At 71.3% G+C, this 21,445-nt stretch carries 20 protein-coding genes; 9 read left to right on the top strand and 11 right to left on the bottom strand.

The window, feature by feature from the left end; genetic code table 11:
* From OKJ99_RS37935 to OKJ99_RS37925, 3 genes are all read right to left on the bottom strand, one after another.
* A partial coding sequence (locus OKJ99_RS37935; protein WP_326022965.1) for an SPFH domain-containing protein occupies positions 1-260 on the bottom strand: 260 nt, incomplete at its 3' end.
* 163 nt (positions 261-423) lie between these two features.
* Complete coding sequence (locus OKJ99_RS37930; protein WP_326022964.1) at positions 424-1,329, bottom strand: S1 family peptidase; 906 nt, start codon at positions 1,327-1,329, stop codon at positions 424-426.
* Between the two features lie 215 nt (positions 1,330-1,544).
* Positions 1,545-2,840 (bottom strand): DUF5685 family protein, encoded by a 1,296-nt coding sequence (locus OKJ99_RS37925; RefSeq protein WP_326022963.1) that lies wholly within the window; start codon positions 2,838-2,840, stop codon positions 1,545-1,547.
* A 327-nt stretch (positions 2,841-3,167) separates the two neighbouring features.
* Between OKJ99_RS37925 and OKJ99_RS37920 the strand changes: the two genes are divergently transcribed.
* Positions 3,168-3,617: a cell division protein SepF gene (locus OKJ99_RS37920; protein ID WP_326022962.1), complete on the top strand. Its 450-nt coding sequence runs from the start codon at positions 3,168-3,170 to the stop codon at positions 3,615-3,617.
* A gap of 31 nt (positions 3,618-3,648) precedes the next feature.
* Here the strand turns inward: OKJ99_RS37920 and OKJ99_RS37915 are convergent, their stop codons facing one another.
* Positions 3,649-5,298 (bottom strand): MFS transporter, encoded by a 1,650-nt coding sequence (locus OKJ99_RS37915; protein WP_326022961.1) that lies wholly within the window; start codon positions 5,296-5,298, stop codon positions 3,649-3,651.
* Between the two features lie 260 nt (positions 5,299-5,558).
* Between OKJ99_RS37915 and OKJ99_RS37910 the strand changes: the two genes are divergently transcribed.
* Together OKJ99_RS37910 and OKJ99_RS37905 are read left to right on the top strand one after the other, a co-directional pair.
* Entirely contained in the window at positions 5,559-6,692 is a 1,134-nt protein-coding gene (locus tag OKJ99_RS37910) for a hypothetical protein (RefSeq protein ID WP_326022960.1), read from the top strand.
* 222 nt (positions 6,693-6,914) lie between these two features.
* A complete protein-coding gene (locus tag OKJ99_RS37905; RefSeq protein WP_326022959.1) occupies positions 6,915-7,904 on the top strand; it encodes a phosphatase PAP2 family protein in 990 nt (329 codons plus the stop codon).
* 127 nt (positions 7,905-8,031) lie between these two features.
* Here OKJ99_RS37905 and OKJ99_RS37900 read toward each other — a convergent pair whose 3' ends face one another.
* Positions 8,032-8,247 (bottom strand): I78 family peptidase inhibitor, encoded by a 216-nt coding sequence (locus OKJ99_RS37900; RefSeq protein WP_326022958.1) that lies wholly within the window; start codon positions 8,245-8,247, stop codon positions 8,032-8,034.
* Between the two features lie 377 nt (positions 8,248-8,624).
* On the opposite strand from OKJ99_RS37900, the gene ctaD reads away from it, so the two are divergent.
* Positions 8,625-10,310 (top strand): aa3-type cytochrome oxidase subunit I, encoded by a 1,686-nt coding sequence (ctaD, locus tag OKJ99_RS37895; RefSeq protein ID WP_326022957.1) that lies wholly within the window; start codon positions 8,625-8,627, stop codon positions 10,308-10,310.
* Positions 10,311-10,314: 4 nt separating this feature from the next.
* Here the strand turns inward: ctaD and OKJ99_RS37890 are convergent, their stop codons facing one another.
* The 4 genes from OKJ99_RS37890 to OKJ99_RS37875 all read right to left on the bottom strand — a co-directional run bounded on the left by OKJ99_RS37890 (position 10,315) and on the right by OKJ99_RS37875 (position 14,413).
* On the bottom strand, positions 10,315-11,097 hold the full coding sequence (locus OKJ99_RS37890; RefSeq protein WP_326022956.1) for a hypothetical protein: 783 nt from the start codon (positions 11,095-11,097) through the stop codon (positions 10,315-10,317).
* Positions 11,098-11,162: 65 nt separating this feature from the next.
* Positions 11,163-12,410 (bottom strand): glycosyltransferase family 4 protein, encoded by a 1,248-nt coding sequence (locus OKJ99_RS37885; RefSeq protein WP_326022955.1) that lies wholly within the window; start codon positions 12,408-12,410, stop codon positions 11,163-11,165.
* A 166-nt stretch (positions 12,411-12,576) separates the two neighbouring features.
* Positions 12,577-13,866 (bottom strand): ABC transporter substrate-binding protein, encoded by a 1,290-nt coding sequence (locus OKJ99_RS37880; RefSeq protein ID WP_326022954.1) that lies wholly within the window; start codon positions 13,864-13,866, stop codon positions 12,577-12,579.
* Positions 13,841-14,413, bottom strand: coding sequence for a hypothetical protein (locus tag OKJ99_RS37875; protein ID WP_326022953.1), 573 nt, complete (start codon positions 14,411-14,413; stop codon positions 13,841-13,843). Before OKJ99_RS37875 ends, OKJ99_RS37880 begins: the two co-directional genes overlap by 26 nt.
* A gap of 156 nt (positions 14,414-14,569) precedes the next feature.
* Between OKJ99_RS37875 and OKJ99_RS37870 the strand changes: the two genes are divergently transcribed.
* From OKJ99_RS37870 to OKJ99_RS37860, 3 genes are read left to right on the top strand one after another with little or no spacing between them, the layout of a single operon-like run.
* Positions 14,570-15,034, top strand: coding sequence for a hypothetical protein (locus OKJ99_RS37870; RefSeq protein WP_326022952.1), 465 nt, complete (start codon positions 14,570-14,572; stop codon positions 15,032-15,034).
* 13 nt (positions 15,035-15,047) lie between these two features.
* Complete coding sequence (locus tag OKJ99_RS37865) at positions 15,048-17,738, top strand: ABC transporter permease subunit (RefSeq protein ID WP_326022951.1); 2,691 nt, start codon at positions 15,048-15,050, stop codon at positions 17,736-17,738.
* Positions 17,735-18,463 (top strand): ATP-binding cassette domain-containing protein, encoded by a 729-nt coding sequence (locus OKJ99_RS37860; protein WP_326022950.1) that lies wholly within the window; start codon positions 17,735-17,737, stop codon positions 18,461-18,463. The genes OKJ99_RS37865 and OKJ99_RS37860 overlap by 4 nt, the downstream gene beginning before the upstream one ends.
* Here the strand turns inward: OKJ99_RS37860 and OKJ99_RS37855 are convergent.
* Positions 18,438-18,998: a transglycosylase family protein gene (locus OKJ99_RS37855; RefSeq protein ID WP_407700842.1), complete on the bottom strand. Its 561-nt coding sequence runs from the start codon at positions 18,996-18,998 to the stop codon at positions 18,438-18,440. The two genes, OKJ99_RS37860 and OKJ99_RS37855, sit on opposite strands and share 26 nt — an antisense overlap.
* Before the next feature lie 60 nt (positions 18,999-19,058).
* Positions 19,059-19,712 carry a LysM peptidoglycan-binding domain-containing protein gene (locus tag OKJ99_RS37850; RefSeq protein WP_326022949.1) on the bottom strand — a complete coding sequence of 218 codons (654 nt, stop codon included), beginning with the start codon at positions 19,710-19,712 and terminating at the stop codon, positions 19,059-19,061.
* A gap of 400 nt (positions 19,713-20,112) precedes the next feature.
* On the opposite strand from OKJ99_RS37850, the gene OKJ99_RS37845 reads away from it, so the two are divergent.
* Complete coding sequence (locus OKJ99_RS37845) at positions 20,113-20,913, top strand: hypothetical protein (RefSeq protein WP_326022948.1); 801 nt, start codon at positions 20,113-20,115, stop codon at positions 20,911-20,913.
* 205 nt (positions 20,914-21,118) lie between these two features.
* Positions 21,119-21,406 carry a hypothetical protein gene (locus tag OKJ99_RS37840; protein ID WP_326022947.1) on the top strand — a complete coding sequence of 96 codons (288 nt, stop codon included), beginning with the start codon at positions 21,119-21,121 and terminating at the stop codon, positions 21,404-21,406.
* Positions 21,407-21,445 lie beyond the last annotated feature (39 nt).

The following is a 21,445-nucleotide window of genomic DNA, read 5'->3' as shown; positions in this document are numbered from 1 at the left end:
ACCCGCACCGTGACGTTGTCCCGCGTGATGCCGTCCTGCGCGGGCACCGGCATCGTCACGATCTGCATGTTGACCTTACGGATCCGGTCCACGAACGGCACGATCATCGTGAACCCCGGGCCGCGCACGGACCGGGTGAGCCGGCCGAGCCGGAACACCACCCCGCGCTCGTACTGTTTGACGACCCGCGCCGCGGACATCACGTAGACCCCGCCGGCACATACGACGGCCACTCCCGCCGTCACCAGTTCCTCGACCATCTCACGGTCCCCCAGGGTCCGAAGTGGGCGCAAAAGGCGTGTACTTCGACCGTAACGCCGTAAGGGGCGCATAGGGAGAGCCCCCGCCGGGCCGAAATGGCCGGGCGGGGGCTCCCACTGCTGGCTGCGACTGCGGAACGTAACCCGCGGTGGAGCGGTCGGATCAGTAGACGCTCACGCCGTACGCGCTGAGGGCCTCGGTCACCGGCTGGAAGAACGTGGTGCCGCCGGAGGAGCAGTTGCCGCTGCCGCCGGAGGTGAGGCCGTAGGCGGTGGAGCCGCCGTAGAGCGGGCCGCCGGAGTCGCCGGGCTCGGCGCAGACCGTGGTCTGGATGAGGCCGGAGACGATGTCGCCACCGCCGTAGTTCACCGTGGCGTTGAGGGCGGTGACCCGGCCACTGTGGATGCCGGTGGTGGAGCCGCGCCGGGTGACGGTGGTGCCGACGGACGGCGTGGCCGCGCGCGTGATGTCCACGCTGCCGACGGTACCGGGGGGTGTGGAGACCCCGCTCGCGTACTTGACGATGCCGTAGTCGTTGCCGGGGAAGCTGGACCCGGTGGTGCTGCCGATGGTCGTGGTGTGCCCGGAGTTGGACCACCAGGTCCCGGCGCCGTCGGTGCAGTGCCCGGCGGTCAGGAAGTAGTAGGCCCCGGCGCTGTTGCGGACGTTGAAGCCGAGTGAGCAGCGCCAGCTGCTCGCGTAGATGGCGTCGCCGCCGGAGACCAGCTTCTTGAAGGTGCCCGCCGTGCGCTCGACCTTGAGGGCGCCCGCGGTGTCGCCGGCCGCCTTCTCGATCTTGTTGATCTCGGCCTGCGAGACCGTGCTGTCGACGGTGACGACGACCTGCTTGGTCTTGGAGTCGACGGCCCAGGCGGTGCCGGCGACATCGGCGGACCGGACGGCGTCACGGGTCTGGGTGAGTTCGGCGGCGCTGAACGTCTGCGAGGCGTCGGACGCGTTGGCGGAGGGTATCGCGAATGCTGCCACGGCGAGCAGACCGGAACCGACGGCGATCAGCCGGGTCGATCTGGTTCTGCCGCTGCGGGGGGTACTGCGCTTGATCCTCACTGCTCGTTCCTCCCGTAGGGAAGTCGGGGGCCCTCGTGGGGTGGGGCCCGTGAGGCGCAGTCAGGATGTGGGCGGCTGTCCGGATCCCGGACACCCGCCGTGCTCCTGACAATCGCTGACGGGAGTATTCGCCGGTCCAACTGCCACGCACAAGAGCGCCTTTCGGACTTCCCTCAGTTCTTCGCAACCGCCACGCCCCGTCCAGAGCCGGTACCTCAGACTCCGCAGTCGCAGCACGAACAGCAGTCACAGCAATCGCAGCAGTCGGGTCCGTCGCAGTTCCGGCAGCAGCCCTCGCGCTTCTTCCGGGACCACGCCCCCTCGTACTCCTCGGCGCAGCACACCTTGCAGGTGCAGCACAGCCCGACCGCGACGGCGCACCCGGCGAGCAGCCCCCGCTTCCCCGGCTTCGGCGACTTCCCGAACGGGTCGCCCCCGAGGCCGCCGGGCCCACCCGGGCCCCCCGGCCCGCCAGGACCACCGCCGCCGTAGGGATCGCCACCCCCGTAAGGATCGCCACCGCCGTAGGGATGGCGAGATCCGTACGGACCCGAGCCCCCCGGCCCGTCCGGCGCCCGCGGCGCCGAACCGTCGCCCTGCTGCGGCGTGGACGCCGCCCCGGAGTGCGCGTGGGCGGTGGCGCACGCCCCGGTCCCGAACGCCCGGTCCACCGAGCGGCCCAGCTCGTGCGCGAGCAGCAGGTGCGCCAGCCTGCCGTCCACGAAGTCGACGTCGCGGAGCGCGAGCCGGATGCCGTGCAGGGCGTCGTCGGCGAGGCGCCGCGCCTCGGCGAGCGAGGTGCCGGTGGCGGTGAGCGGGTTCCAGGCGCCGGAGGCGGCATCGGCGTCCCGGTCCTCGACGGCGTCCAGCAGATGTGCGAGCCGCCCGAACAACCGGCCGACCTCGGCGAGCGGTTCGGCGTTCGCGGGCCGGCCGGCGAGCGTCGCGGTGTGTGCGAAGGCGGCGGCGGTCGCGGTCCCGGTCGGCTCGGTCACGGCGAGCACGCTGGTGCCGGGCCCGGCCAGCGCCTCGACCCCGGCCTGCCGCTCGACGGCGTCGACCAGGACCGCCGTGTCGAACCCGACGTCAGATCCCGTACGGGCCCCGGCCCTTGTCCAGCCCGCGGCGACCTTCCGCGCGGCCGCGGCCACCGGCCTGCGCGCGAACAGGCCGTCACGGTCGTCGACGTGATCGCGCACCTTCGCCGAGGCGAGCACCAGGGAGACGGCCGCGGCGAGCCGCGCACCCTCGCCCTGCGCCACGGACGCGCCCCGCATGCCTCGCAGCGGACAGGGCCCGGCCTGCCGCCGCCACGCCCCGGCCGCGCCTACCCGCTCGCTCTGAGCCTCCGTCAGGACCGAGATGAGCAGGCCGTCGTAGTTGGTGGCGACGCGGGCGAACTGCCCGTGGTCACCGCGCAGTGCCAGACAGAGCCCGCAGAGGTGGGCCATCCACTGGTTCCTGAGGCTCTCACCGAGCCGATGAGAGCAGGGCCGAACCATGCCGAACAAGAAGACTCCCCCGTACGTCGAATGACGGCCCGTCAACTCGACCGCGCGACGACGCCATCGTATCGAGCCCTTGCGCGACCTTCCCGTTCACCCGTACGCACCGAAGGTCACCCATACGCCGTGAAGAATCATATTTCACTCACCATCAGCAGCCGTATCCCGTACAACCCTTGGGAACTGGGGGACAACGTCACGCAGACTGTGCACCAGTACCGTCACGAAACCCCCGCGCGGCGACTATCCCCTTGGCGTCACATCTGCATCATGGACGAACATTGGGGATGCACGACATGCGGAACGCAGAGGAACCGCTGAGAGGAGGCGTCCATGGGATCGGTGCGCAAGGCGAGTGCCTGGCTTGGCCTCGTCGACGACAACGATGAAGAGCGTTACTACGACGACGACTACGACGAGGGGCCCGAGCCGGCCGCCGCCGGCGATGCTGCCTGGGTCACGGACCCGCGCGTGAAGGTCGCCTCCGAGGAGGCCCAGGAGAAGGGCCGCCGCATCGGCACGGTGACCCCCGACAGCTTCCGGGACGCGCGGCGCATCGGAGAGATGTTCCGGGACGGGGTTCCGGTCATCATGAACCTCACGTCGATGGAGGCGTCCGACGCCAAGCGCGTGGTGGACTTCGCGGCGGGCCTGATCTTCGGGCTCCGGGGTTCGATCGACCGGGTCGCCACACGGGTGTTCCTGCTGAGCCCCGCGGACACGCAGATCGTCTCGGGACGTGACACCAAGGAACCGGCGGATGGTTTCTTCAATCAGAGCTGAGCGGTTCGGGGGCCTCCCCCCGAACCGCGGGTCACGCGGCCGAGGACGCCGAGGACTCAGTCCGTGACGAGGCCCGTCGCGGCGCCGCCACGTCCGCGTCGTCCGCCGCGGGAACCTCGGGCGCCTCGGGCGCCTCGCACTCCATCCGCCGGGGCAGTCGCAGCGCGGCGACGGCCCCCACGAACAGCAGCACCGCACTGACGACCAGCGTGACGTGCAGACCATGCACGAACGCGGCGCGCGCGGCCTCCCGCAGCGCGTCCCCCGCCGTGCCTCCGAGCCGCGCGGCGATCTGGTACGCCTCCCCCAGAGAGTGCCCCGCGGCGGTCGACGTGCCGTCGGAGACTCCCGGCACATTGCCGAGACCGGGCGCGTACGCCGCGTTCATCACGGAGCCGAGCAGCGCGATGCCCATGCCGGCGCCCAGCTGGTACGAGGTCTCGCCGATCGCGGCCGCGCCCCCCGCGTCGTCCGCGGGCGCCTCCGTGAGCATCGACTCGTAGGCCCCGAACAGCGTGCTCTGGAAGCCGAAGCCGAGCAGGACGAAGCCGAGGCCGAGCAGCCACGGCTTGTCCTGCTGGCCCATCGCGCAGAGCATCAGCACCGCGCAGGCGGTCAGCGCGAAGCCGGACGACACCATGGCGCGCGGGCCGAAGCGGCGCAGGACCGCCGAGCCCAGGACGCCCGCGGTCATCGCGGCGAAGGTCAGCGGCAGCATCCGCAGGCCGGTCTCCAGCGGGCTGAGTTCGAGCACCAGCTGGAGGTACTGGACCGCGATCAGTTCGAGGCCGACGAGGGCGAGCATCGCGATGACGATGCAGCCGACGGAGGTGGAGAACGCGACCCGCGAGAACAGCTTCATGTCGATGAGCGGGTGCTCGCGGCGGCGCTGTCGGCGCACGAAGAGGAAGAGCAGTAGGAGGCCGACGACGAACGGCAGCACGGCTTCGGCGTCGAGCAGATCGCGCTTGGTGCCCAGTTCCTTGATGCCGTAGACGACACCGAGCACTCCGAGCGCGGCGAGCAGCGCGCCGAACAGGTCCCACGGACCGTCGCTGCGCCCCTTGGACTCGGGCACGAGGACCCGGCACAGCGGCAGCATGATCAACATCAGCGGGATGTTGATGAGGAAGACGGAGCCCCACCAGAAGTGCTCGACGAGGAAGCCGCCGAGTACGGGTCCCGTGGCGGCGCCGACCGCGGCGACCGCGGTCCACACGCCGATCGCGACGGCCCGCTCGTGCCGGTCGGGGAAGACGTCGCGCAGGATCGAGAGCGTCGCGGGCATGATCATCGCGCCGCCGATGCCGAGGAACGCGCGGGCCACGATGAGCACCTGCGCGGTGTCGGAGACCACGGCGAGCGCGGAGGCCGCGCCGAACAGGCCGTAGCCGAGCAGCAGGATCTTGCGGCGGCCGACTCTGTCGCCCAGCGTGCCGAACAGGATCAGCAGCGAGGCGCACACCAACGGATACGCGTCGCCGATCCACAGGAGCTCGACGGAGGTGGGCTTGAGGTCCTCGGTGACCGCGGGCAGCGCGACGTAGAGGATGGTCGAGTCGAGGGCGACCAGAAGGAGGCTCGTGCACAGGACGACGAGGACGACCCAGCGGTGGGGGCGGGCTCCCATGGAGGCCAGGCGACCGAGCGCGCGCCCGGAGGCCGTGTTCGTCCCGGACATGTACGTACCTCCCAGTGGTCCTCGCATTCGGCGGATCCCAGGACTGGGGACGGCATAGGCCTGGTCCGGGGATCTGGCTCGGGAGGAGCGGTCTCCCGGCCCCGCGGCGATACGGCGAGTAAGCCGTCAGCGTACGCGAGTTCTCGCCAATGACACGTGGCGGACCTCTCAAGGCATCTCCACGCGGGTGTGGCGTGCACCACTTGAGGGAAAGGGGCCTGCTGACGTGGCTCATGGGGCGGATGCCGATAATCGGGGCCGTGACGGACGTGGACCAACGACATCGACCCTCGCCGCGGCACGCCGTGCCCGCCCTGCTCGGATACGCCGCGGTGCGGGTGCTCGGCCTGCTGGTGCTCGCGGTGTGGAGCGCGGCGACGGGCAAGAGCGCGCACACGCTGCTCACGGCCCGCTGGGACTCGCTCTGGTACACACGGATCGCCGAGCACGGCTACGGCTGGTCGGTGACGCTGCCCGACGGCTCCGTGCACTCGAACCTCGCGTTCTTTCCGCTGCTTCCGTGGCTCGAACGTTTCGTCTCGGCGATCAGCCCGCTGTCGTACGCGGACGCGGGCCTCGTGGTGAGCGTGCTCGCCTCGCTCGCGGCGGCGTGGGGGATCTTCGCCGTCGGGGATCTGCTGCACGGGCGGACCGCCGGGATCTGGCTTGCCGTGCTGTGGGGTGCGCTGCCCGTCGGGATCGTGGCGTCGATGGCGTACAGCGAGGCGCTGTTCACGGCGCTCGCGGCGTGGGGCCTGTACGCGGTGCTGCGCCGGAACTGGCTGAGCGCGGGGCTGCTCGCCGCCCTCGCGGGTCTGACCCGGCCGATCGGGGCGGCCGTCGTGGTGGCGGTGTGGGTGGCGGCGGCACTGTGGATCGCGCGGGAGCGGCGGGTGTCGTGGCGGCTCGCTCTCGGGGTGCTGCTCGCGCCGCTGGGCGCGGCGGCGTACGTGCTGTGGGTCGGGCGGCGGACCGGTGGCGGGCTCTTCGGCTATCTCGACGTACAGGCGCAGTGGGGCAACGGCTTCGACGGGGGCGCCGCCTTCGCCGGGTTCGTCGCCGACCAATTCACGTCGCCGCTGGGCGCGCTCGCCGGGGTGGGGCTGATCGTCGGGGTCGCGCTGGTGATCTGGCTGTACGTCGCCGGGGTGCGACAGCACCAGCCCGTGCCGGTGCTCGTCTACACGGGCATCGTGGTCGTGCTCGCGCTGTGCGCCTCGGGGTACTTCGGCTCGAAGCCGCGGCTGCTGCTGCCCGCGTTCCCGCTGCTGCTGCCGCTCGCGGTGGCGCTCGCCCGGTGGCGTACGGCCTGCTCCGCAGGGGTGGTCGGCGGTCTCGCAGCGTTGTCGGCGGCCTACGGAGCGTTCTGGTTGAACGGGTCGGGACCGCCATGAGCGGTGAGTGAACGGCCAATTCCGTACGGGTATCAGGTGAACGCATTCATAAGCGTCATATAATGAGCCCCGGAAACGATCTTTGAATTCGGGAATCTTTCCTTCCGGGTGGTTGAAATCGTGGGAATAATCGGCCACCTGAGATCAATCCCACATCACATCGTCATCACAAAGCTCCTGATTCGTTCTGGTCCACCTGTCGGTCGCTGTAGCGTCGATTGAGTGCGTACCGAACGAAACCTGACCCGCCGTGTGGAGCGGGTCTTCGCCAGGCTCGATCGCGAGCCCGAACGACCGGCTCATGTGGACATCCCCCACATGAGCCGGCACCGGGTCGTGCTCTTCGGGCTGACCCTGTCCTTCTACCTCACGATCGTGGCGGCAGTGCTCACCACGTCATGGCTGGTCGCGGTCGACTGGCAGGTCATGTTCTTCCGGCCTTACCAGCAGTGGCCGGACATCCACGCCTTCCTCGACTACTGGGTCGTCCTCGGCCAGCGTGGCCCGACGGCCGTCATGGTGATGTCGTGGCTGGGCTGGCGTTCGTGGCGCCAGCACACGCTGCGCCCGCTGCTGATGTTCGGCACCTCGCTGCTGCTGCTCAACGTGACGGTGGGCGCCGCCAAGTACGGGATGGGCCGCGCGGGCCCGCACTACGCGACCGCCATCGGGTCGAGCGAGATGTGGCAGGGCGGCGATATATTCCCGTCGGGTCACACCGCGAACGCGGTGGTGACCTGGGGCATCCTCGCCTACCTCGCCTCCACTCCGCGGGCCAGGCGCTGGCTGTCCGCGGTCTCCGCTGTGATCTCCCTGAGCGTCGGCCTGACCACGGTCTATCTCGGTACGCACTGGCTGAGCGACGTACTGCTCGGCTGGGCCGCGGGCCTGCTCATCCTGCTCGCGCTGCCGTGGTGCGAGCCGCTGGTGGCCCGCGCGGAGGCGTGGATCTTCTCGTTGCGCGACCTCCTGCGCAGCCGCCGCTCCGGCGCCCGGCTGCCACAGCCGGAGTCCGACCCCGTGCCGGTTCCCGCGAGGACCGCGACCCCCGCACGCGAGTCCGTCGGCGCGACCAGGGCCGGCCGCCAGCTGCTCCCACAGGGCCCGCACACCCCGCGCGGCGAGCGCACGCCGATCACCCCGGCGGGCAGCCGCCGCCCGGCCACGGAGAGAGTCACGCGCGGGGCGCCGTCGACGAGAACGGTGTCCTGAGCGCGCCCACAGACGGCGGGGCCCGGTACGCACAGCCAAGCCCCGCACCGCGAAGGCCCCCGAACCTGCTTCAGGTTCGGGGGCCTTCGCACGCTTCAGGGGCCGGTGGACGGCGGGCCGGGGGCCCTCAGCCCTTCCAGCAGCGCGTCACCTTTCCCTCGGTGACCTCGAAGTTGAGCCGCCCGGCCAGGTACTCCATGGTGATGATCGCGCCCGGCGGCAGCTGCCTGACGGTGGACCAGCCACGCGCGCCCGCCTGCGACTCGGCACTGTGCGCGTCGAGCCCGACGTACGCGTCCGGATTGTCCTGTGGTTCCGCGGGCGGGGTGGGGATGGGTGCCATGCGGCCACGGTAGGCCGCGGGTCACGCTTTTGTCACAAGATCACGACAGTTGTTTTTTAGGAGTTCCTCACACGATCGGGCGTTCCTTGCCTCTTACTTGCTCCTTACTTTCACCCGTAACGCCCCTCCTTATCGAATTCCCACGGCCCGCCGAAAAGTCTCCGCCGAGCCGCCTCCACGAGCCCTGCACCCTTTTGCTCAATTCCTCTGGCATTCCGAATACGGTGGCGGCACGGGCGAGTTGAGGCCGTCCGGGAATTGTCTGTCCATGCCAGAAACAGAGGTACGCCCTCTGTCGCACGGGTACCCACGCGAGCATCATGGCCTGAGTCCGCGGCAGGCCCGAGGCGCGCAGCCGAGCAGCGAGGGGGCAAGCGATGGGAACGACCGGGGTGCAGGCCGGGCCTGCGACGGTGGGGGCGCCGCGCGAGCGACGACCGGGCCGGGTCGTCGTGGACTGGCTGACCACGACCGACCACAAGAAGATCGGCCACCTCTACCTGATCACGTCGTTCGGCTTCTTCCTGATCGGCGGGGTCATGGCCCTGCTCATGCGGGCCGAACTCGCCCGCCCCGGCCTGCAGGTGCTCTCCAACGAGGAGTACAACCAGCTGTTCACGATGCACGGCACGATCATGCTGCTGCTGTTCGCGACGCCGACCTTCGCGGGCTTCGCCAACGAGATCATGCCGCTGCAGATCGGCTCGCCGGACGTCGCGTTCCCGCGCCTGAACATGTTCTCGTACTGGCTGTTCCTCTTCGGCGGCCTGATCGTGCTCGGCTCGCTCGTGGTGCCGGGCGGGGCAGCGGACTTCGGCTGGTTCGCGTACGCGCCGCTGAACAGCCTGACCCGCTCCCCCGGCATCGGCGCCGACATGTGGATCATGGGGCTCGCGCTCGCCGGGTTCGGCACGATCCTCGGCTCGGTGAACTTCCTGACCACGATCATCGGGATGCGGGCGCCCGGCATGACGATGTTCCGGATGCCGATCTTCACGTGGAACACGCTGTTCACGTCGATCCTGGTGCTGCTCGCGTTCCCGGTGCTCGCGGCCGCGCTGCTCTGCCTGGAGGCGGACCGGCGGTTCGGATCCGTGGTGTTCGAGGCGCAGTACGGGGGTGCGCTGCTGTGGCAGCACCTCTTCTGGTTCTTCGGGCATCCGGAGGTCTACATCATCGCGCTGCCCTTCTTCGGGATCATCAGCGAGATCCTGCCGGTCTTCAGCCGCAAGCCGATCTGGGGCTACACGATGCTGGTCGGCGCGACGATGGCGATCACGGGCCTGTCGGTGGTCGTGTGGGCGCACCACATGTTCGCCACCGGCGGGGTGCTGCTGCCCTTCTTCTCGTTCATGTCGTTCCTGATCGCGGTGCCCACGGGCGTGAAGTTCTTCAACTGGACCGGGACGATGCTGAAGGGCTCACTGTCCTTCGAGACGCCGATGCTGTGGTCGGTCGGCTTCCTGACCACGTTCCTCTTCGGCGGCCTGACCGGCGTCATCCTCGCCTCGCCGCCGATGGACTTCCATGTCACCGACTCGTACTTCGTGGTGGCGCACTTCCACTACGTGGTGTTCGGCACGGTCGTCTTCGCGACCTTCGCCGGCTTCTACTTCTGGTGGCCGAAGCTGACGGGGAAGCTGCTCGACGAGCGGCTCGGCAAGGTCCACTTCTGGACGCTGTTCGTCGGCTTCCACACGACGTTCCTGGTCCAGCACTGGCTGGGCGCGGAGGGCATGCCGCGCCGGTACGTGGACTATCTCGCGGCGGACGGCTTCACGGCGCTCAACACCCTCTCGTCGATCGGCGCGTTCCTGCTCGGCCTCTCCACGCTGCCGTTCCTCTACAACGTCTGGAGGACGACGAAGTACGGGGTGAAGGTCGAGGTCGACGACCCGTGGGGGTACGGCAGGTCCCTGGAGTGGGCGACGGCCTGCCCGCCGCCGCGCCACAACTTCGTCACGCTGCCGAGGATCCGCTCGGAATCCCCGGCGTTCGACCTGCACCACCCGGAGTTCGCGGCCTACGAGGACCGGCCGCTGGAGTCCGGGCGCAAGGAGTAGGCCCCTAACCCTGGACCGAACTCACCTGCACGGAAAGGTCGTTGGCCCCCGTGTAGTAGGCCTCCGCGGCCAGTTCGCCGCGGCCCGCGACGGTCACCCGTGCCACCGGGTACGTGAAGATCGGCTTCTTGTCGGCGATGTCGTCGAGCAGTCGGGCGAGCCGCACCGGCGGCCCGTCGTCCCCCGCGGGCCGCAGCCACAGGTCCCAACGGCCCTCGCGCAGCTCGTCGTAGCCGATGCGGAGCGTGAACCGCGGCCCGTCCCAGTCCAGTTCGCCGCGCAGCACGGGACCGCGCGCGGCGCGGGAGCGGATCTCCGCGTACGCCTTCGCCGTGAAGGAGGCGCCGTAGATCCGCCCGTGCACGGTCAGCTCGCCGTCCGCGATGAGCAGTTCACCGGCCTCCGCGTGCGGCGCCCGCAGCCAGCTGCGCACGGTGAGGTTGCCGTGCTTGGTGGCGTACGGGATGCGTACGGCGACGTAGCCGCGCGAGCCGCTCGGCGCCCGGTCCACCAGTGAGCGCAGGTCGTTGACGCCCGGCGCGAGCCGCACCGGCTCGTCGCCCGCGACCTGCGCGTACGCGTCCCAGCGGCCCTCCGCGAGGGAGACGCTTATCGGCAGCGACGCGCGCAGCCGCCCCTCGCCGGTGGGCGTGAGCGGCAGCCGCACCGTGTGCCCCGCGGTCCGGTCGACGAGTACCAGGTGGGCCGGGTCGGGCGAACCGTGGTCGGTGACGTCGAAGGTGAGCCCGCCGGCGGAGTCGGCGATGCAGTCGGCTCGGGGCGGCATGCGGACGCTCCTGTCACTGTTGTCGCTGCCTTCGGGGCACGGCGGGGGCAGGGCCGTGGGGGCTGTCATGCGGGGTGTCCCTTCCGCTGCGGTCGCAGGACGTCGCGCACCGCGTAGGCGCCGCCGAGGAGCGAGCCGCGGGCCCGGTGCAGCAGGCCGAGGGAGCCGCCGCGGCTGCTGAGCGAGCCGAACAGGTCCTCGTAGCGCTCGGCGATCCGTGCCGGGTCGAAACGCTCGGAACCCTTGAGGGCGCGGGCGCTCATCTCCTGGCGGAGCGTGTCGTTGTTGATGAGTTCGAGCAGGCCGCCGGAGATGGCCTCGACGCTGCCGACCTTGACGAGCCGGCCGTCGACACCGTTGTCGATGATCTCGCCGGGGCCGTGCGGGCAGTCGGTGGAGACCACCGGCAGACCGCAGCGCATCGCCTCGACGATCGTCATGCCGAAGGACTCGTAGGTCGAGGTCACGGCGGCGAGGGAACCTTTCGCCCACTCCGGTTCGATGGGGTGGGCGGGCCCCATGAGGTACACGTGGTTGTAGAGGCCGAGCTCGTCGATGAGCGTGCGCAGCTTGTCCTTCTGCTTGCCGCCCCCGTAGATGCGCAGACGCCAGTCGGGTCGCTCGGCACGCACCTGGTCGAAGGCGCGCACCAGCAGGTCGTAGCGCTTGACGGGCGCGAGCCTGCCGGCCGCCACGACCCATTTGCCGCTGCCGTCCGCGGGCGCGATGCCGGGCTCGGGCACCGGGTTGGGCATCGCCTGGATGCGCACGCCGGGGAGCCGCAACTGCTCGCGGTAGGCGTAGGCGTCGGCCTCCGTGGTCGTGGTCAGCGCGTCGAGGCGCGGGTAGCTGCCGCGCAGTTCACGGCGGAGTGCGGTGGAGTGCGTGCCGAGGGTGAGGTGCTCCTGGCCGACGCGCAGCACCCCGCGCCTGGTGTCCCGGGCGAGGTGCACATTGAGCCCGGGCCGGGTGCCGACGACGACATCGGCGTCCAGCGAGCCGAGGTGTGCGGCGATCCGCCGGTCGGTGAGCGCGCTGTACTGCTCGTAGCGCCCCTCACTGCGCGGGAAGACCGTGGCGGGCCGCAGGAACTCCGGGTCATCGCCCTCGTATCCGGCGGTGCCCTTGCGCAGGTCGACGAGGTGGCGCACCCGCACGCGCGAATCCGGCGCGAACACCGGCTCGTCGCGGTGCCGGAAGACGGACACGACCTCCACGTCGTGGTGGTCGGCAAGCGCGCTGGCAAGGTTGTACGTGGTGCGGATCGTCCCTCCGATCCCGTACGCATTGTTAATCAGGAAAGAAATCTGCATGCGCCCTCGTATCTGTCTGAACAGTCCGCCTTCTCCGCCTACCGGGTACTTAGACGGAGATGACCAGGCGAGGGTTGTTCCTCATCATCATGTTGTTCCTGAACGGATGCCGGATTGGTAGGCGTTTTCGGGAACCATCGCGCCGGCTCACCCATCAGGAGTCACGTCACGGCTGGTAGGAGAGCTGTGGGACGTCAAAACAGGTGTTCGACATGCCACCGTTCTGGGTGACCCAACCTTCCGTGTCGGTCCATCTCGCGACCGACAGGCACGTCTTTCGAGTTCTCGGCGGCTCCGCGCGCCTCGCGAACGTCACGGGAAGCAGCAGGCCATCGGCCGAGTACCGTACTCCGCGCTCCATGAAACGGTCGACGCACGCGCGCGTGACCGTGCGACAGGAACGGGCGGCGTCCGTGAACCACATCGCGGCGGCCCAGCCCTCCAGCTGCCACTGCGAGTGCGTCTTCAGATCCTTCGTGGCGGCGCGGAAGGCGCGTACGGCGGGGTGCCCGGTGTCCTCGTAGTTGCGGCTCGCACCAGTGGCCCACAGGGAGGCGCGGCAGTGCGGCGCGTCCTTGTAGGCGGAGCGGACGGACGAGGTCCAGTTCTGTACGTTCGTGACCTTCGCGGTGACGCGGGCGCCGACCTGGTCCATGGCCTCGCAGAGCTGTGCGTTGCCGTGCGCGTCGACGGCGTCGAAGACGAGGTCGGCCTTCTCGTCCTTCAGGTCGGCGGCCGCGGCCTTGAAGTTGGGCAGCGCGAAGTCGAGCTGCTCAGTGACGACGCGGTAGCCCTCGGCCTTCAGTCCGCGCGTCACCAGACGGGCGTACGCGGCCGAAGCGGCCTGGTTGTAGGAGACGACGGCGGCGGTGCGGGCGCCGTGCTCGCGCTTGAAGTAGCGGTAGACCTCGGTGCCGCCGTACAGCTTCCCGCCCCAGCCCGGTGTCCCGTCGCGCGGCGCGAGGCTGCCGTAGATCCCGTACAGGTGCGGATACGTGTCGTAGGCGGCGCCGATCGGCTGGCCGCCGATGTCGGGCACGCGCGCGTGGGAGACGCGTTCCGCGCCCGCGTAGTCCAGCGACGTGGTGGCCACCAGGGCGACGACCTTCTGCTCGTCGACGAGTTTGTGCACGCAGGCGGTGTTGCCGACGCCGCTGCCGCCGTCGTCGCACAGGTGCACCTCGACGCGGCGCCCCTGGATGCCGCCCTGTCGGTTCAGGTTCCGGAAGTACGCCTGTGCGCCGTCGCGGGTGTCGGTGAAGGTGGCGCCGCCGACGGGGCTGGTGGCGCTGGTGATGATGCCGACGCGGAGGGGCGCGGTGGAGCGCGGCGCCGGCGTGGAGCGGTCCTCGAAGTCGCTCTCCGGCAACCGGGACCCGCAGGCCGCGACGGCCACCAGGGCCAGGCCCGCGGTGAGGACACCCAGCGCCTCAGCAGCCCGGGCCGGGCGACGCATTGCCGCTCAACTGCACCAGCGCGCACAGGGTGTTGACGGACACCTTCCAGATGCCGTCCCGCTCGACCGACGTCCCCTTGGCGTCGGGCAGCACCGTCGCGCCCTTGAGGGCGAGGCCGTACGTCACGTCGGCCGCGGTCGCCGAGGTGAAGGCGACCTTGGTGACGGTGGCCTCCACCTGTCCGCCGCGCTTGTCACCGCTGAAGCTCTTCAGGACCGGGCGCATCTTGGCGCCGTCCTCCAGGACGGCCTCCTTCTCCTTCATCGAGACCTTCGGGTCGAAGAACTTCTTCCAGTTGGTCTTGATCTCCTTCTCTGCGGCGGCCCGGTCGGCGGGCCCGCTCCCACTGGGCCGCGCCGACGAGGGCTCCGCACTCGTGGGCTCCCCGCTCGTGGGCGGCTTCGGGCTCGGCGTCGGCGGGGCGCTGTCGTCACCGCCGCTGTCGTCACCGCAGGCCGCCAGGGCAGGGCCGAGGGTCAGGACCAGGGCGAGGGCGAGGGCCGCGCCCCGTCCGCGGGTCGCGCGAGGTGTGCTCCCGAAAACCATCAGGCTCACCGCCGGGTGTCGGTCCGGGGCCGGGCCGACAGGATCAAAGGGGTCGGCCAACTGTCCCCGGAGCTTTCCGAGTTGGACTCCAGAAGGCATAGTGCAAGCGATCGGCGGACAAGGCCAGACACACGCGCGCACCAGTGGGGGCCGGCGATGCGGACTGCCCGACTACGTTCAGTGCACCCCGCCCTGTGGGCGGGACTCGCGGCGCTCGCCGCCGGGGCGGCGCTCTGCGTGGTCGGCTGGTACGGCATGTCGGGCGAACGCTTCGCCGAGCGCCAACTCCCCTATCTGGCCTCCTGTACGGTGCCGGGCGCGGCCCTGATCATCGCGGGCGCGGTGCTCCTCGCGTACGGCAGGAGCACGCTCGCCGCGTCGCGCGTGGAGCGCCTCTACGAGCTGCTGGTCACGGCCGATCCGGCGCCCGCCACCACGGATCCCGCTCCCCCGCTCGCTTCCAGCGGCCGGCTGCTGATGGTTCCCGGCGGCACGCTGTGGCACCGGGCCGACTGCCCGCTCGTCGAGGGCAAGCCGCGGGCGGTCCCCGCGGACGCGGGGGCGATCACGGAGGCGGGCCTGGGCCCGTGCCCCATCTGCGAACCGCTCACCGGGAGTTGAGGAGTCGGGGTTCGTGTCGTCCCTCACGTACGACCTCACGCTCGCCGGGCTCTCGGTGGGAGCGGCGGCGGCGCTCACCGGGATCGGCCTGATCGTCACCTACCGGGCGACGGGTGTCCTCAACTTCGCGCACGGGGCGATCGCGATGCTCTGCGCGTATCTGCTGCGGCAGTTGGTGGTGGGGTGGGAGGTCCCGCTGTGGGCGGCCGCGGCGCTGGTGCTCCTGGTGGTGGCGCCGGGGTTCGGACTCGCCCTGGAACGCTGGGTGTTCAGGCCGCTCGCCCTGTCGGGCGGCGACCAGGCGCGCACCCTGGTCGCCTCGATCGGCGTCTTCGTCCTCCTCGTCGGGGCGGCGGCGCTGCTGTGGGGCACGGGCGCGCAGGAGGACGCGCCGAGGCTGATCCCCGGGGAGCCGTGGGGGCAGCTCGCGGTGGCCTGCGCGATCGGGGGCGCGGTGTGGGCGGTGACGCGCCGGACGCGGTTCGGCGGCGAGCTGCGGGCGGTCGTCGACAACCGTCCGCTGGCCGTGCTCGGCGGGATCGACGCGGACCGGGTCGCGGCGGCGGGCTGGGCGTTCGGCACCTTCACCGCGGGCCTGACGGGGGTGCTCCTGGCCCCCTACGTACGCCTGGACCCGTACGGACTGCCGCTGCTGGTGATGGAGGTCGTGGCGGTGGCGGTGGCGGCAGGCATGCGTCGGCTCGGCGTGGCGGTGGCGGCGGCGCTCGCGATCGGGGTCGCGCAGAGCCAGTTGACGCGGCTGCATCCGCGCGGGTGGGCCGAGCCGCTCGTCCAGGCGGTGGGGGCGAACCTGTTCGTGGTGGCGCTGCTGGTCGCGGCGCTCGCGCTGCCGGGGGTGGACGGGAAGGGGGCGCTGCCGACGGCCGTGACGCGACGGACGCGGGCCGCTCCGCGAGGGGCGTGGCTGGTGGCGGGGGTGCTGTTCCTGCTGCCGCTCGGGTTCGCGGGTTCGGACCTGCGGACGTCGATCCAGGTTCCGGCGCTGGCGTTGATCCTGCTGTCGCTGGTGGTGGTGACGGGACGCGCGGGTCAACTCGCCCTCGGTCAGGGTGCGTTCGCGGGCCTTGGCGCCCTGTTCGCGACGTTGCTCTCCACCGGCCGGTTTCCGGGCTTCCCCCAACTCCCGGGCCTACTCGCCATCCTGGCGTCCGTGGTGATGGTGGCACCCCTGGGGCTGCTGACCGCCGCGCCCGCGATCCGGCGGCACGGACTCGCGCTGGCGCTGGCGACGTTCGCGGTGGGGGTCGGGGTGAGCCGGTTCGTGTTCGCGCAGCCGTACGCGGCGTCGGGCCTCACACCGCCGCGACCCGCGGGCTTCGGGGACGACCGGGTGTTCTACGTACTCGAACTCGCGCTGCTGGGCGGGGCGTTGGTGGTCGTGGCGGGCCTGCGGCGGGGCCGGGTGGGCCGGGCGCTCGCGGCGGTCCGTGACCATGAGGCGGGGGCGTCGGCGGCGGGGGTCGGGGTGCCGGGCCTGAAGGTCGCGGTGTTCGTGGTGGGGGCGGGGCTCGCGGCGCTGGGAGGCGGGCTGCTGACGTTCGGCCTGCACTCCTTCGACCCGTCGGCGTACGACCCGGTGCGGGGCCTGCTGTGGTTCGCGGCGGTGGTCGTCCTGGGCGCGGACAACCCGCTCGGCGCGCTGCTCGGGGCGGGCCTACTGGTGGGCCTGGACGCGGGGGCACGGGGCGGAGTGGCGGCGCTGACCATCGGCGTACTGGCGGTACTGGTGGGCCGAGGCCTGGACACACGGAACCGACACCGAAGCCGCCTCACCGAGCGAGCAGCAGCAATCCCACTCCAACCCCCTGCACATCAAGCCCCTGCGGCGCTCGACCGGCGGGCAATTCAAGCCCCGCCGGCACACGCCCAGCGGGCAATTCAAGCCCCGCCGGCACACGCCCAGCGGGCAATTCAAGCCCCTGCGGCGATTGAGCAGCGGGGTCCGGGGCAGAGCCCCGTGGCGCACACACGGTCGACCGCAACGAGACGCCGCCCCACCACACCCCCCACACTCTCCGCCACCCACCTCACCGTCACCTACGGCCCCCACACCGTCCTCCAAGACACAACCATCCGGCTCCCCAGCGGCAGCGTAACCGCCGTGGTCGGCCCCAACGGCGCCGGAAAGACCACCCTCTTCCACTGCCTCGCCGGGACGGTACGACCCGACACCGGCCACATCTTCCTCGGCCCACGAGACGTGACACGCCTACCCGCACACGCGCGGACGCGCCTCGGCATCGCGCGGACCTTCCAACAGCTCGTCGTCTTCCCCTCGTTGACCGTGGCCGAGAACATTCGGATCGGCGCCGAGCAGGGCCGCGTACGGGACCCGGGTGCCACGGAACGGATGACGCGGCTGTTCGGGCTGCGGGGCGAGCAGGAGACGGACGGGCTGCCCACGGGAACGTTGCGCCGGGTCGAACTGGGCCGCGCGCTGGCAGGCGATCCGCACGTGCTGCTGCTCGACGAACCGACCGCCGGACTCGACCCCACGGAAGTCGCCGCCCTCGCCCGGCTGCTGAGGGCGCTCGCCGCCGACGGCGTCGCCGTGCTCGTCGTCGAGCACGACCTGGACCTCGTCGCCGAGCTCGCGGACACCGTGCACGTGATGGCGGCGGGCCGCATCGTGAGCTCGGGCTCGCCGGACTCCGTCCTCGACCGCACCCCGGAGCCCTCATGACGGCCGAGCCAGGCGGCATCCAACTGCGCGACGCCCGTGTCCGCTACGGCCCCCTGGAAGCGCTCCACGGCGTCACCCTCGCCGCCCCCGCCCGCGCGCTCACCGTGCTGCTCGGGCCGAACGGCTCCGGACGCACCACCGCCCTGCGCGCCCTCGCCGGCACCGTACGGCTCTCCGCCGGATCGGTGGTGTGGGACGGAGCCGACGTCACCCGGCTGACCGCCCACGCCCGTGCCGCGGCCGGCCTGCGCTTCGTACCCGACCGGCAGGCCGTCTTCGCCGGCCTCACCGTCACCGAGAACCTCCGGCAGGCCGCGAACAAGAGGGACTTCGGCGCCGCCCTCGACGCCTACCCCGAGCTGCACCCCCTCCTCGCCCGCCGCGCCGGCACCCTCTCCGGCGGTGAGCAGCGGATGCTCGCCGTCTCCCGCGCCCTGCTCGCCCCCGCCCGCGTCGTCCTCGTCGACGAGCCCACCCAGGGCATGGCCCCGCCGGTCGCCATCCGCACGTACGCCCTCCTGCGCGCGCTCGACGCCTGCGTGGTGCTCGCCGAGCAGCGCCTGCCGCCCGGCCTGCGCGGGGCGCCGGACGGAGCGCCGGTGTTCGTCTACGAACTCGGCCGCGGCACGGTCGTGTTCCGGGGCGAGGCCGCCGAGACCGCACCGCCGGACCTGCCGGACCTGCCGGATCCGCCGGACCCTACGACTTCTTCGGGTCGGGAATGACCAGCGTCATGCCCTCCTCCAGCCGGTCCGGGTGCGGCCCGATCACATCGCGGTTGGCCTTGTAGAGCGCCTGCGCGCCGCCCTCCACCTCGAAGCGCCGCGCGACGGACGCCAGCGTGTCGCCGCGCTGCACCACATGGACGCGGCCCTTGAGCCCGTACCGCTTGGAGCAGACCGGCCACGCCTCCCAGCCCTGGGTGCGCAGCACCTCCTCTGCGACCTTGATCTGCTCGGCACGGGTCGCGAGGTCGGCGCGCGGCGCGTACTGCAGACCGCCGTGCTCCTCCCAGGTGGACTGCTGGAACTGGAGCCCCCCGTAGAAGGAGTTGCCGGTGTTCTCGTCCCAGTCGTTGCCGCTCTCGCACTCCGCGAGGCAGGACCACGGCCACTCGGTCTTGGCGCAGTCGTACGGCTCGGCGGCGTCCGCTCTGGCGGCGAGGGCCGGCAGCGCGGCCAGTGCGAGCAGCATGCCCAGCAGGGCCGCCGCCCATCGCCGCGGGCCGTGTGCCTTCGGAAACGTAGCGGTCAGGTGCATAGCGCGGACGCTAGGCAGCCGGGGTGCGGCCTCCCGTCGTGCCGCGCGGCGCATGCGCGGTCAGCCGAGCCGCAGCCGCTGCCCCGGCAGGATCAGGTCCGGGTCACCGCCGATCACCGCCCGGTTCGCGGTGTACAGGTGCTGCCAGGTGGTGCCGTGGGCCGCGGCGATACGGCCGAGGGTGTCGCCGCCGCGGACCACGTAGCCGCCACGACGGGCGGCGCCGCGGTCGGTGTGGCCTGAACTGCGCTGCTTCTGCGGGGCGGCCTTGGGAGCCGGTTTCGGTGCGGCCTTGGGTGCCGCCTTGGGAACGGCCCTGGGGGCCGATTGCACGCCCGGCGCGCCGCCGTACGCCCCGGCCCGTGCCGAGCACGTGGGCCAGGCGCCCCACCCCTGCGCGCGCTGCACCTTGGTGGCGACAGCGATCTGCTGCCCCCTGGTGGCCCGGTCGGCCGTCGCGGCATAGGCCCCTCCGCCGTACGCGCGCCAGGTGCCTGCCGAGAACTGGAGCCCGCCGTAGTAGCCGTTCCCGGTGTTGATGTGCCAGTTGCCGCCGCTCTCGCAGCGGGCGATGCGGTCCCAGATGCCGCCGTCCGCCGCTGGGGCGGGGCCGGCGAGGGCGAGGAGACCGAGTGGGGCGGCGAGGGCCACCCCGGCGAAGACCGCTGTCGTGCGAGCCGTTGTCGTGCGTGCCGTACGGATCGGCGCGGACATGAGAATCCCTCTCGTGGACTGCTCGTTGCGGACGGCGGTGGAATCTAGGCAGCCCACGACGGCCGCGGCAACCAACGGCTCGTCCCGCCAGGCCAGTTCGCCGTTACCCGGGGTACCGGCGATTTCAGGCCAGCCGATACATACAACGATTTCAGTATTTGTCGACCTGTCACCTTGATGATCTGTGACCCACTTCACCGGTCCAACTTCCTTGGAAAACCAACAAGTTGGCGTGGAGTGACGGATTCCGGGCGGTCGTTCACGGTGTGCGTCGGATGAGGCGATTCCGTTCCGATCCGGGCGTGACCGAGGACACAGATCATCCGTTGTCCCTTCATAAGCACTCGCCTGACCGTGGCCGATCACCCCGATCGGTCCAACAGATCCCTGAGGAGTCCCCGTGCCTCGCTTGCTCGACGTCAGCAACGACGTACGCGCCGAGATCGGCGACGAAGAAGCCGACCGGCTGATGGCCGGTGACAACGCCCCCGGCAGCTACGACTGCACCTCCTGCCGCACGCCGGGCGACTCGCAGCAGCAGCCGACCAGCACCGTGCTGTTCGTCGGCGACGAGACCGCCGTGCTCGCCTTCGCCCATGCCACCTGCCTGCCCTCGCAGGTCGTCCAGGTCGCGGAGGACCAGCTGCAGGGCGCCGTGCAGTCCATCGGCGGCGGCGAACAGGACGCCGCGGCCGCGCAGCCGGACGGCACCCCGACCGCGCCGTCACAAGCCGTGCTCGGCGTGACCAGCGGCCTCATCCTGATCGGTGACACGACGCACCCGGCCCTCGTCGTCGAGCCGACAGGCCCCATCGCCCGCCCCGGCACGACCACGGGCGGGGACGACTTCCTGCCGCTCCTGATCGAGCAGGGCTTCATGCCGGCCACCACGCTGGACGGGGTCCCCTCGATCCTCGGCGGCTGGTCGGTGCTGCTCGCCATGGGCCAGCTGCACGCGATCCTGCAGCCCGGCACCGGCGGCTCCCCCGCCCAGGTCGCCTGGTGGCAGGCGCACCAGCCGCTGCTGGTGACGGAGGGCTGGCGGACCGCGGCGAACAAGACGCAGACGGTGCTCGTCTTCGCCGCCTCCGCCGGTTCGATCGGCCACCAGCCGCGCGAGGACCTGCTCCGTCAGGCCCTCGACAAGGCGGCGGCGAACGGACGACTGGTGGCCGCCGCCATGCCGCTCGCCGGCACCTGAGCCACCCGGGCCGCACCCCGCGGGCCCCCACGAATGCGCCGGTCACACCGCTGACAGCCCGCAACAGCGCAGGCCAAGGGCGCATCCGTCGGGGGCCCGGTTCGTTGGCACATACGTGCACCCATACGACCCCACCTCATCCCCCGCGTCCGCTTCCGCCCACTCGTCCCGGCGGCACCAGCCGTATCAGAACCCCATCCCATCGATGCGTCCCGCGGAGGACCAGCAGGGCGGCCATGCTGTGGGTGGCCACGCGGGGGGCGGCCCATCGGTGACCCCGATCTACGACGCCCTGTACGCCGAGTACAGCCGGTCCTTCCGGACGCTGCCCGGCGACCGCAGCGGCGAGGAGTACCTGGGGTTCAGGGGCTTCGACCCGCTGCACGGCCCGCGCCCGCACCACCCGCCGCGCTGGCAGCCGTACCCGCAGCAGCACACCACGGGACGGCACTTCCCCGCGGCCCTGCCGCCGGGTCCGCGCCGGGAGCACTGACCTCCCGCACCCCGCACAGGAAAACGCCGCCGAGTGGAT

Origin of the sequence: Streptomyces endophyticus, assembly GCF_035798155.1 — a bacterium.
Classification (GTDB): Bacteria; Actinomycetota; Actinomycetes; order Streptomycetales; family Streptomycetaceae; genus Streptomyces; species Streptomyces endophyticus.
This window is presented reverse-complemented; position numbering and strand designations above follow the sequence as displayed.

What these genes read in the sequence shown, in the direction of transcription:
- OKJ99_RS37920 (WP_326022962.1), top strand. Translation starts at nt 3,168, where the DNA reads ATGGGATCGGTGCGCAAGGCGAGTGCCTGGCTTGGCCTCGTCGACGAC.
- OKJ99_RS37915 (WP_326022961.1), bottom strand. Translation starts at nt 5,298, where the DNA reads ATGTCCGGGACGAACACGGCCTCCGGGCGCGCGCTCGGTCGCCTGGCC.
- OKJ99_RS37900 (WP_326022958.1), bottom strand. Translation starts at nt 8,247, where the DNA reads ATGGCACCCATCCCCACCCCGCCCGCGGAACCACAGGACAATCCGGAC.
- ctaD (WP_326022957.1), top strand. Translation starts at nt 8,625, where the DNA reads ATGGGAACGACCGGGGTGCAGGCCGGGCCTGCGACGGTGGGGGCGCCG.
- OKJ99_RS37890 (WP_326022956.1), bottom strand. Translation starts at nt 11,097, where the DNA reads ATGCCGCCCCGAGCCGACTGCATCGCCGACTCCGCCGGCGGGCTCACC.
- OKJ99_RS37885 (WP_326022955.1), bottom strand. Translation starts at nt 12,410, where the DNA reads ATGCAGATTTCTTTCCTGATTAACAATGCGTACGGGATCGGAGGGACG.
- OKJ99_RS37880 (WP_326022954.1), bottom strand. Translation starts at nt 13,866, where the DNA reads ATGCGTCGCCCGGCCCGGGCTGCTGAGGCGCTGGGTGTCCTCACCGCG.
- OKJ99_RS37875 (WP_326022953.1), bottom strand. Translation starts at nt 14,413, where the DNA reads ATGGTTTTCGGGAGCACACCTCGCGCGACCCGCGGACGGGGCGCGGCC.
- OKJ99_RS37870 (WP_326022952.1), top strand. Translation starts at nt 14,570, where the DNA reads ATGCGGACTGCCCGACTACGTTCAGTGCACCCCGCCCTGTGGGCGGGA.
- OKJ99_RS37860 (WP_326022950.1), top strand. Translation starts at nt 17,735, where the DNA reads ATGACGGCCGAGCCAGGCGGCATCCAACTGCGCGACGCCCGTGTCCGC.
- OKJ99_RS37855 (WP_407700842.1), bottom strand. Translation starts at nt 18,998, where the DNA reads ATGCACCTGACCGCTACGTTTCCGAAGGCACACGGCCCGCGGCGATGG.
- OKJ99_RS37850 (WP_326022949.1), bottom strand. Translation starts at nt 19,712, where the DNA reads ATGTCCGCGCCGATCCGTACGGCACGCACGACAACGGCTCGCACGACA.
- OKJ99_RS37840 (WP_326022947.1), top strand. Translation starts at nt 21,119, where the DNA reads ATGCGTCCCGCGGAGGACCAGCAGGGCGGCCATGCTGTGGGTGGCCAC.